Here is an 11,268-nt window from a genome sequence, read left to right as displayed (position 1 = left end):
TTTTCGCGACAAGAAGCGAGGCGAGCGCGCCAGTCGACGAAGGGAGGACACGAAAACGCTGCCAACTGTCTTAAGGGGATCCCTGCCTGCGGCAGGCAGGCTTCGGCGTCCACACGGTTGCATAGGGCTCCGCTGTACAAACGACGCCTCTGGATGACAATATGGACACCCCGATCCGCTCGGTCTGCTGACTCTGTGCTGACTCCGCCTACTGCTTGATATTTCCGCCAAAAGGCCTCATATCATTGGGGCAGTCCGCGAAAGGGGATATCCATGCGCTTCGACAGATTGACCCTCAAGGCCCAGGAGGCGGTGAACGAGGCCCAGACCCTGGCGGGAAAGTGGAACCAGCAGGAGATCTCGCCTGAGCACATCCTCATCGCCATGCTTGGCCAGGATGGCGGGGTGGTGCCCGCGATAATGAAGAAGATCGGGGTCGAGCCTGCCCGCATATTGGAAGATGTCACGAAGGCGGCGCGCCAGGCGCCGCAGGTGACCGGCACAGGCGCGGGCCAGACCTATCTCTCGCCCTCGCTCAAGCGCGCGCTCGACAACGCGTTCAAGGAGGCGGAGGCGATGGGGGACGAGTTCGTCTCCTGCGAGCATATCCTCATCGCGATCGCAGACGAGAAGGGTTGCAAGGCGGGCGACCTGTTGCGCGCGGCAGGGGTCTCGAAGAAGGTCATCATGGCCGTGCTGCGCGACATCCGCGGCGAGCACAGGGTCACCGACCAGGACCCCGAGGGCAAGTACCAGGCGCTGAAGAAGTACAGCCGCGACCTCACAGAGGCCGCACGCCAGGGCAAGCTCGACCCGGTGATCGGCCGCGACGACGAGATCAGGCGCGTGATCCACGTGCTCGCGCGCCGCACGAAGAACAACCCGGTGCTGATCGGCGAGCCGGGCGTGGGCAAGACCGCGATCGTGGAGGGGCTGGCCCAGCGCATCGTCACCGGCGACATCCCGGATGCGCTGAAGGACAAGAGGCTTCTGCAGCTCGACCTCGCCTCGCTCGTCGCCGGCGCCAAGTACCGCGGCGAGTTCGAGGACCGGCTCAAGGCGGTGCTCAAGGAGATCGCCGCCTCGGGCGGCGAGATCGTGCTCTTCATCGACGAGATGCACACGCTCATGGGCGCGGGCGGGGCCGAGGGCGCGATCGACGCCTCGAACATGCTCAAGCCCATGCTCGCTAGAGGGGAGCTGCGCACGATAGGCGCCACCACGCTCAACGAGTACCGCAAGCACGTGGAGAAGGACGCCGCGTTCGAGCGCAGATTTCAGCAGGTCTATGTGGGCGAGCCCTCGGTCGAGGACACGATCGCGATCCTGCGGGGCTTGAAGGAGCGCTACGAGGTGCACCACGGCGTGCGCATACAGGACTCGGCCCTCATCGCAGCGGCGCAGCTCTCCAGGCGCTACATCACCGACCGCTTCCTCCCGGACAAGGCGATCGACCTCGTGGACGAGGCGGCCTCCAAGCTCCGCATCGAGATCGACTCCATGCCGGTCGAGGTGGATGCGACCCTGCGCGAGATCATGGGCAAGCAGATCGAGTGCACGGCGCTCAGGAAGGAGAGCGCAAAGGACGCGAAGGAGAGGCTGGCAGCCCTAGAGAAGGAGGTCGCAGACCTGCGCGAGCAATCGAGCGCGCTCAAGGCGCACTGGCAGCGCGAACGAGCGGCGATCGCGGCCATACGCGAGACGAAGGAGAAGTTCGAACAGGCCAGGACCGCGCAGGAGATAGCGGAGCGCGCAGGGGAGCTCGAGCGCGCGGCGGAGCTCAAGTACGGCACAATGCCCGCGCTGGCCAAACTCCTGGAGGAGAGACAGGCGGAGCTCAACTCCGTGCAGACCGACAAGAAGATGCTGACCGAGGACGTCTCCGCAGAGGACATAGCCCAGATCGTCTCCAAGTGGACCGGCGTGCCGGTCTCGAAGATGCTCGAGGGCGAGGTGGACAAGCTCCTGCACATGGAGGAGAGGCTCAGACAGCGCGTGGTCGGACAGGACGAGGCGCTTGCAAAGGTGGCGGCCGCGGTGCGCCGCTCGCGCGCGGGCTTGCAGGACCCGAATCGCCCGATCGGCTCGTTCATCTTCATGGGTCCCACGGGCGTGGGCAAGACCGAGACCGCCCGCGCGCTTGCGGAGTTCCTCTTCGACGACGAGCGCGCCATGGTGCGCATCGACATGAGCGAGTTCATGGAGAAGCACTCCGTCGCCCGCCTCATCGGCGCGCCCCCAGGCTACGTGGGCTACGAGGAGGGCGGCTATCTTACTGAAGCCATACGCCGCAGGCCTTACGCCGTTGTCCTTTTTGACGAGATCGAGAAGGCGCACCAGGACGTCTTCAACATCTTCCTGCAGATACTCGACGACGGCCGTCTCACCGACGGCCAGGGCCGCACGGTCAACTTCACCAACTGCGTGCTGATCATGACCTCCAACGTCGGCAGCCAGTTCCTGGCCGACGTGGCCGAGGACGAGGATAAGATGACCGAGCGCGTGCTCGCAGCCATGAAGGAGCACTTCAGGCCCGAGTTCATAAACCGCGTGGACGATCTGGTGATATTCCACCCTCTCAGGAAGGCCGAGATCGCCTCGATCGTGGACATACAGCTGCGCAGGGTCGATTCGCTCCTCATGGGACGCAACTTGAGCCTCGCCATGACTGACAAGGCGAGGGATCTGCTCGTGGAGCACGGCTGGGACCCTGTCTACGGGGCAAGGCCGCTCAAGAGGGCGATCCAGAAATACGTGATCGATCCCCTTTCAACGGCACTCCTGGAGGGAAAATTCAAGGAGGGGGATGCCATAAAGGCCGATGTGAAAGGGGGAAAAATCGACTTTGCGGCGAGCTGACGCATTTTTTTGCTTGCACATCAACCGGTTATGTCGTAATAGCGCGCCCTGTAACATGAAGTTAAGGCATCTACAGGTCGCAACGTAATGGTACGGAGAGCCGCTGGGCCCGATTTTGGGTTCTGCGGCTTTATGCGTTCTGGAGAATGCCCCAACGAAAGGAAGGAAGTGTATGGCAGACAGGAAAAGAGGTACGGTGAAGTGGTTCAACGACTCGAAGGGCTTCGGCTTCATCTCCCCCGAGGAGGGCGGCGAGGACGTGTTCGTCCACTACTCCGCAATCCAGTCCGAGGGCTTCAAGACCGTGAAGGAAGGCCAGACGGTCGAGTTCGAGGTCACTCAGGGCCCCAAGGGCCTGCAGGCGGCCAACGTCACCGCGGTTTGATAAAACAATTTATCTGCCAAAAGGCGATCCCCGGCCCGCAAGGCCGGGGATTTTTTTTTGAAAGGGTGCAGCGATTCCGGTCACATTGCACAAAAACGCAGCACCCATATCTTTTGCATTCCTGCAGCGCTTAGCGTAACGCGCTGATATCCCGCCTGTTTATTTTGGGCCATCCATGGTCCCTTCTGGCACGGTTCCTGCTAAATAATTTCAGCAGAAATTCCTTGTTCATGACCGAGGGCTCTGATAACCCGGTTCGACCGCGAGGAGTCGCATGAGAAACAAAACTATTGCTGCAAAGTCGCATGAAAGGGTCATGACCGAGGGCAGGCTCATCCCCATCCTTGAGGACATCAAGGACCTGATCAAATCCACCGCCAAGGGGACCGAGGCTGTCTTGGGCAAACGGATCGACAAGCTGGAGACGGAGGTCCACCAGACCCAGCAGGCCCTCAAAGCCACGAAGGAAGATTTGCAGGGACAGATCGAGGACATGGGGGAAACGCTTCGCGGCGAGATGAAAGACATGGAAACCCGCCTGGCCGACAAGATCGACTCCATCCATGTGCGAGTGGATGACCACGAGACCCGCATAACCACGCTTGAAAGCCCCGGCCACTGACCGCTGACCCCTGCCTTACAATGCATATCCCGTGCCGGTTTCCGGGCGCCTGAGAAATCACGCAACCTTTTGTGATCCTTGCCGAAAATGAATTATGAGCGCCCGGGAGAAGGGCCTTGTATATAGTTGACAGTGGTGGTAGAAAGATGGCGAACTTGTTGAGAATCAGGGGGATTTAAGGATGTCGATCCGAACCCCACAGAGATCATATCCCCTCTCCCTTGATGGGAGAGGGTCAGGGAGAGGGTGGTCGCTGTTCCTTCTCCTCGCTCTAGTTCTTCTTGTTTCCTCTTGCGGCGGGGCCGGCGGCCCTGTGAGCGTGGGGCCGAACGCGGATCTGGGTCCAGGCTCCTCCCTCGAGGACCTCATCTACTCGGACGCATACTCAGGCCGCCTCACGGTCTATTTCAACGAGAGCGTGCTGCCGGTGCTGGAGAGCAGCTCGGCCGCGGATGCGGTGAGCGCTGCCAAGGACGTCAGTGCGAGCGACGATGAGATCGTCGCTGCCATCAAGGATGTCATTGCGAGCGAAGCGCGGCAATCCCCTGACACCAAAGATTTCCTCTCCACCGCAGGCTCCATCGTGATGACCCGCTCCGTGGATGCGCCCATGGACGTGGTCAAGGCGCAGCGCATGAAGCTCGAGAGGCTCTCGGGCAAGAAGCTCACCGACTGGAACCTCGTGTTTCGCGTGGATGCGAAGAAGCCCGACTACGCGGTGCAGATCCTTCGGAACCTGCGGGGCCTGCCCAGCGTCGATAAGGTCTATCCCGAGCTCAAGCCGTTCCCTTCGTCCCTCCTCACCACGCCAGACCTCACCGGCCTTCAGGGGTATCTCAAGCCCGAGGCCACACACGGCGGCGTGAACGCAGAGGCGGCCTGGGCAGCCGGGATAACCGGCCAGGACGTCTATGTGGTGGACAACGAGCCCGGCATGAACTTTGACCACGAGGAGTTCGACCTCGTGAAGGCGGAGCTGGATGACGGCGGCAATTTCCTCTACCAGCCCGACTGCGCGCCCGGTTTTCCCTATGCCATCCCCAATTGCGAATCGTGGATCGCGCACGGAACCGCGGTGGCGGGCATACTCATCGCTCAGGACAATGGTCACGGGGTCACCGGCCTTGCGCACGATGCGTATTATGTGCAGGGCAGTATGACGGATGGAGCGGCAGGCGATCTCGGCGTTGCAACAGACGGCATAGACAGCCCCACGACCGATGGCGACGACGACATCGAGCCGGGTTCGATATGGATATTAGAGGTTCAGCTGACGGGAAAGTTTAACACTTCAGGTACCTGCGCCGGTTCTGTGGACGATCAATACGGCTGCGTGCCGCTTGAGCTCTGGCCCGACGTGTTCGGCGCCATAGAGCAGGCAACAGCCTTTGGCGTGACCGTGATCGAGGGCGGCGGCAACGGCCAGATGAATCTCGACAACCCTGATCTCTACACAGGGGATTGGAGCTTTGCGCACAACCTCTCGTACGAGGACGCGGGCGCCGTGATGGTGGGCGCATCAGGCGGCGCAGACGAGATCATGGCCTCAGCGTTCACGAACTACGGCTCGCGCTTCAACGCGTTTTCGTGGGGATTCGGGGTTGTGACCACGGGCTATCCATACGGCGAATACGCCTGGAATGGAACGACCCCACCGATCCCGCCCAACGATACCACGAACACCTATTTCATAGACAACTTCGGCGGCACCTCCTCTGCCGCTGCGATCGTGGGCGGAGCCGCAGTGCTGGTCCAGAGCTACGCAAGGCAGGAGCTGGGACATCGCCGCTACCTCATGCCGCTCAAGATGCGCGAGATTCTCTACAGCTCCGGCGTGGCGCAGGTCGGGGGCGGCGGCAACATCGGCAAGCAGCCGCGCATCGACGTTGCAATGACCCTCGTGGACACCTTCCTCGCGTCGGTGAGCAGCTCCTATCCCGAGCTCGCCGCGGACGAGCAGCTCACGGAGTCGCAGATGATAGCCCTGCGCGCGCAGGGCGTGGGCATCATATGCAGACAGTTCGATCCCATTAACTCCGACCCCTCGTGTCCCGACTCCGAGATCTTCCCGGAGGGGACAAAGATCGCCAAGCACTACGACTTCGACGGCGACGGCAGGGCCGACCTGGTGCAGTTCAGCAACGGCAACTGGAAGGTCGATCTCTCCAGCACGGGCCCAGCGGCCGACGGCTTCGGCGCGTGGGACGTGGACGTGAGCTTCCCTGTGATCCCCGGTCTGTGCGGCGCGTGGCCCTATGTGGAGGACATGAACTCGGACGGCCGGGCCGACTTCGTTGCTTACGACAAGTGCGCGGGCACCTTCTACGTTGCCCTCACCGACACCGACCTCACGCGCAACAACCTCTGGCACGGCTGGGACTGGGTGCTCGACTACTCTGCCCAGTGGCACGATGAGATGGCCCTGGATCCGGACGACGCGGACTACAGCAGGCCGGTGATCGGTAACTATTACAAGAGTGGATATGCAAAGGATGGTTTTAACGACATCGCGATTATCTGTTCGGATGGCATGGTGAGAATCGACTATGGCGATGGCACTGAAAGTTCATTTGCAGGCTTTGAAAAGACCGCTCAACTTATTTCAAATACTCAACTGAGCCAGGCGCCTGGCTGGGCATATTTGCCCTTTGTGGGCGATTTTATGGAAAATGGCACTGCTGTATTGGGTTTCAAGGTGCCTGATAGTCATGCTGATGAAGGACGGATGTATCTTGTACCTTTTGATGGAAATGTGTTTTATCCTGAATACGATGCGATGGACGGCACTCCATTTATTTTTGGTGGAAACGACGTTGTGCCGTTTGGAGGGAAATTTTTATACGGTTATTCTCCAATGATAAGCGTGAAAAGGAGCAACGGCGAGTGGCCTATAACCAATGACAACTACTGGTCCAATCTCGCCTTGATCGCGCCTGCTAATATTTACGGTAACGCTTTTTGCCACCCTGTTACGACTGACTTCGATGGCGATGGAATACTGGACAGAGCGGTCATGTGTCCAAATGAATGGAGAATTGCCTACAGTGGCACGGAATTTTCGTCTCTTATGAGTAGTGATTCAGCGCGCCATATTACGCTGAATTCCTTACCTCATTCATTACCTGGAAGATCATATGCGGGTGGAATAAGTTATACATACGCTCAACAACTGATGAATTTATATCAGGCGCAACATCCCGGTGACCCGGTTCCCATCATGGTAGACATGGTTTCAGTCAGTACGCAATGATTGAGCGGAGTTAAATCGCGGGTTTAAAAAGGGGCTCACCGCCCCTTTTTATTTTCCCTCTCCCTCGATGGGAGAGGGTAGGGGAGAGGGTGGCCTTGACATACTCATCCCCTCTCCCTTGATGGGAGAGGGATAGGGAGAGGGTGACCTTGACATACTCATCCCCTCTCCCTCGATGGGAGAGGGTCAGGGAGAGGGTGACCTTGACATACTCATCCCCTCTCCCTTGATGGGAGAGGGATAGGGAGAGGGTGACCCATGAATCATCTCATCAAATTCGCTAGAAAACTTCGCAAGGAATCTACCGATGCCGAGCGCTTGCTCTGGCAGCATCTTAGAGCAAGGAGGTTTTCCGGCTTTAAATTCAGGAGACAGCAATCAATAGGACCATACATAGTTGATTTTATCTGTTATGAGAAAAAGCTCATAATTGAATGTGATGGTGGTCATCACTTGGAGAATGCGAAGGACCTCTCTCGCGATCAATGGTTTTCAAGTCAAGGTTACAGAGTGTTGAGATACTGGAATAGCGACATTCTTCTTAATCCGATGGATGTGCTTGAATCAGTGCATCGTGAATGCATGGATCACCCTCCCTCTGACTCCCTCCCATCAAGGGAGGGAGAAAAATGATTTCTATCCCCTCTCCCTCGATGGGAGAGGGTCAGGGAGAGGGTGACCTTTCATTTATCTGCTGTAAAGAATAGTCCATCACTTGCCATCCCTCTCATCATGATAATGAATCCCGCATAACTGGGTGATTTTTAACCTCTTTTTCTTATCCGACAGTTCCTAAGTTATTGAAATGCAAGCCCTTCCTCCTTGTCCGTCAATGGCACAATAGTTGCTTACTATTGATATGCATACATTTCAGAGATGGGGGAGGAGTCATGAAGAGAGCATACTCATTAATATTAGCAGCGGCCCTTTTGCTGCTTTGTAGTACGGCTGCTGCCCAAGTTTGTAGCAACGAGATTAATCTCAATCTCCTTATAAACAAAGCTCAAAGGATAGCACGGATTAACTCCGCATTTTCTGCGCCATGCACGTATCAAGAATCCGGGAACTGCGAAATATGTTTTTTAATGGAAGAGCTCGAGTTGCAACCGGCGGACGGCATCACCGGGTTCACCTTGAATGTTGAAGCGGCTATAGCGAATGACATCTATATAACAGGCCTGAAATTAGCCAAGGCCGATGCCCTCCTCTCCTCCGACCCTCTCCTTGCCATAAACCACTACGGGGCAGGCACGATCCACCTCAAGGACACCCAGCTCTCCAACGTGAAGAACGGCCTCAAGATGACCGGCCTGGGGAAGATCGAGCTCGGCGCCTATGACGATAAAGGGGTGGTTGTGACCGGCGACTCCACCAAGTCCGGCTCCTGCATAGACGTCAAGTCGAAGAATGCGGTGCTCAGCGGCGTGCAGGCCTCCGGGTGTCACGAGGGCGTGAAAATCGATGCGGTGGGCGTCGAGGTGAAGGGCGGTTCCATAATCAGGAGCAACCACCTGGGCGTGCACGTGATGTCCGAGAACAACAGGCCTGTGATCCAGGGCAGCTCCATATACAACAACAAGGATCCGGCGGGCACCGATCTTCTGCGCAACTACGGCGTGAAGATCGAGGGCAGCGTGATGCACGAGCTTGTTTTCTACAAAATGGAAGAAAATGAGCCGGTGCCGCTCCTCGACGGCGAGGATATCATAGAGTACAAGGACAGCCCCGCGTATGTGCTCATAGACGTCCCTGAGGGCAACTCAGGCAAGGTGGAGTTTTTCTTGAGCATGGACGACGAGGCTTCGGCAACGTGCTCCGGGCTCACCGCATATAAGCAGTCATGCTCCAGCGTGGGCGGCATGACAAACCCTGTGACCATAAGCTCGGGCATGCTGGATCTCGGCCCTGTGGAGATAACGTTATCTCCGCAGGTGCTGAACAAGACTTTGATCGCTATGTACAATGATTCTGAAAAAGGCAGTGCAGGTATTTCAAGACAGTTTTCTTTCTCTGCAAGTCCTACGGGTGGCGGTGTTGTCGCCTTTGTCGCCAACCCCTACGACATCCCCACCACGGGCGGCGCGACCGACGTGCCTGTGGGAGACGACGAGGAGGAGGGCGGGGGCTCGAGCATGGGCGGCGACGGTGTCACCACCGAGGGCGGCGGCGGCATAATCGGGGCCGCGGGCGCAGCGAGCGGCTGCGGCGGCGGCGCCTCTCTCATGGGACTTGCCTGGCACGACGCGAGCGCGGGCGGCATCGCCTGGTGCATCCTCATCGCGCTGTCGGCAATCGGCGCAATGCGCCTCGTCCACGCCCCCATCAAACGTCGCAGGAGATAAGACAGCCACCTACCAGTAACTATCAGCTTGTTTCTGGTACTTGCCAGAAAGGCCGGGGGAGCCCGGCCTTTTTGTTTACCGCTACAAACCGTTTTCCTGCAGGCATGTGAGATGAAAACGGAGCAGAGCTTTAAAAAGTCTTTTAATTCAATGGAGTTAATGCTATATCCGCTCTATGACCGATCCGAAAAATATCGTGGATCAATGGGTAGCGAGGGCTGACTATGACCTCAGTGCCGCTGCTGCGATGGAGGCGAGTGGGCACAGCCTCTATGTTGCCTTTATGAGTCAGCAAGCGGCGGAAAAGATCCTGAAGGCGATATGGTGTAAATTGAGAGACGATTCGCCTCCGTATGTTCATAACCTCTCCACCCTTGTCGAATCGCTGAAGATCGAGCTGTCCGATGGACAGCATCTTCTGATGAATCGGCTGAGCAGATATTATATAGCAGGTCGCTATCCGTCGTTCAAACAGAAGCTTGCATCCGAGTTGAGCAGGGCGCAGGCGTCAGAGCTGCTTTCACAGACGGAGGATTTTGTAAAATGGTGCAGGAAATCTATCCTGATGTTGAACGAATAGTTAAGTTATATATCGATGCCCTGAAGCGGCGTGTTCGCATTCAGCGCGTGATCCTCTTTGGCTCTTACGCCCGCGGCAACCCGCGTCCATGGAGCGACATCGACCTGGTCGTCATTTCGCCGGATTTTCACGGCGGTACTGAAGATGACCATCTGCTGCTTGCGGAGGTTGCGCGTCACATAACCCCCCAGATCGAAGCGCTGCCTTATCTTCCGGATGATTTTCTGGACTGTGATTCCCGCAGCTTCGAGGCGGACATACTGCGCAGCGGAAAAGTCATCTACGACGAGGCCGCGTAACTTTTAATCTCCCTCTTGGCCGTCGGCGCCATGCGCCTCGTCCACGCCCCCATCAAACGCCGCAGGAGATAAGACAGCCACCTACCAGTAACTATCAGCTTGTTTCTGGTACTTGCCGTAAAGGCCGGTTACCCCCGGCCTTTTTACACCACTAACCTTTTGCCAAGTCAGGAAACCCCGCACGCAGGCGGCGTTCTAGAAGAGCTGGCAATCTAAAGGATTTGGCAAGCCGCCGGAGTGCGGGGATGAATGACTCCTTTGCCGTTGCACAGGCCGTAGGCGTGTGCAACGGGTAATCATGAGAATTCGAAGCCTGCAGCATTCAGTATATCAACATCAATATCACATAGTTTGGGGGACGAAATATCGCAGGAAATATCTGAAGGACTACGTGCGTGGAGAGTTTGCGAAGAGCCTCTATTCGGCGATGAAGAAATACCCCACGCTCCATTTGATCGCGATGAATATCGATGAAGATCATATCCACATTCAGATTGAGATCCCCCCGAACATACCAGTCTCGAAGGCAGTACAGGAATTGAAGATTGAAGCGAGCAAGCAGTTGAAGAGGAAATTCAAGTTTATACGGCGCATGTATCTGGACGGATCAATATGGAGTGTGGGGTATTTCTCATTCACTATCGGGCTCAACGAGGAGCAAATTAAAAAATATATAGAATACCAAGGGCGGCAGGATCTGTCGCAACAGGTAGGCTTCGAATTCTCATGACGCTTTTCCAGGAAACCCCGGACGGAGCGCTAGCGCAGTCCGGGGAGGAGGTCATTTACACCACTAACCTGCTTTATAGTGAAAAAGCTATCGGATGGCAGATACGCCCCGATTCAGTTGCCAGCCTTGATCACGTGCCGGGGCTTCTGACCAGTCGCAAGAGTTTTAGCCAAGATAGGGGTGCTAACAGTTCGTAATCAT

9 protein-coding genes are annotated in these 11,268 nt (G+C 57.2%); all 9 read left to right on the top strand.

The annotated features are described in order from the left end of the window. Nucleotides 1–273 precede the first annotated feature (273 nt). The 9 genes from clpB (at nt 274) to tnpA (ending at nt 11,067) form a co-directional block, all read left to right on the top strand. Nucleotides 274–2,859, top strand: a complete 2,586-nt coding sequence (clpB, locus tag JXA24_05480; protein ID MBN1283209.1) for an ATP-dependent chaperone ClpB — start codon at nt 274–276, stop codon at nt 2,857–2,859. 172 nt (nt 2,860–3,031) lie between these two features. Further along, a complete protein-coding gene (locus tag JXA24_05475) occupies nt 3,032–3,244 on the top strand; it encodes a cold-shock protein (GenBank protein MBN1283208.1) in 213 nt (70 codons plus the stop codon). A 274-nt stretch (nt 3,245–3,518) separates the two neighbouring features. After that, nucleotides 3,519–3,866: a hypothetical protein gene (locus JXA24_05470; GenBank protein ID MBN1283207.1), complete on the top strand. Its 348-nt coding sequence runs from the start codon at nt 3,519–3,521 to the stop codon at nt 3,864–3,866. A 313-nt stretch (nt 3,867–4,179) separates the two neighbouring features. Continuing rightward, nucleotides 4,180–7,116, top strand: a complete 2,937-nt coding sequence (locus tag JXA24_05465; GenBank protein ID MBN1283206.1) for a S8 family serine peptidase — start codon at nt 4,180–4,182, stop codon at nt 7,114–7,116. A 258-nt stretch (nt 7,117–7,374) separates the two neighbouring features. Continuing rightward, entirely contained in the window at nt 7,375–7,749 is a 375-nt protein-coding gene (locus tag JXA24_05460) for an endonuclease domain-containing protein (protein MBN1283205.1), read from the top strand. A 467-nt stretch (nt 7,750–8,216) separates the two neighbouring features. Next, entirely contained in the window at nt 8,217–9,458 is a 1,242-nt protein-coding gene (locus tag JXA24_05455) for a hypothetical protein (GenBank protein MBN1283204.1), read from the top strand. A gap of 175 nt (nt 9,459–9,633) precedes the next feature. After that, entirely contained in the window at nt 9,634–10,038 is a 405-nt protein-coding gene (locus tag JXA24_05450; GenBank protein ID MBN1283203.1) for a HEPN domain-containing protein, read from the top strand. Continuing rightward, entirely contained in the window at nt 10,002–10,337 is a 336-nt protein-coding gene (locus JXA24_05445; GenBank protein MBN1283202.1) for a nucleotidyltransferase domain-containing protein, read from the top strand. Before JXA24_05450 ends, JXA24_05445 begins: the two co-directional genes overlap by 37 nt. Before the next feature lie 298 nt (nt 10,338–10,635). Then, a complete protein-coding gene (tnpA, locus tag JXA24_05440) occupies nt 10,636–11,067 on the top strand; it encodes an IS200/IS605 family transposase (protein MBN1283201.1) in 432 nt (143 codons plus the stop codon). Nucleotides 11,068–11,268: the final 201 nt, after the last annotated feature.

It is taken from the genome of Pseudomonadota bacterium, from assembly GCA_016927275.1.
Lineage (GTDB): Bacteria > UBA10199 > UBA10199 > 2-02-FULL-44-16 > JAAZCA01 > JAFGMW01.
Note: the sequence above shows the minus strand (reverse complement) of the source record. Positions and strands in the feature narration are given on the sequence as shown.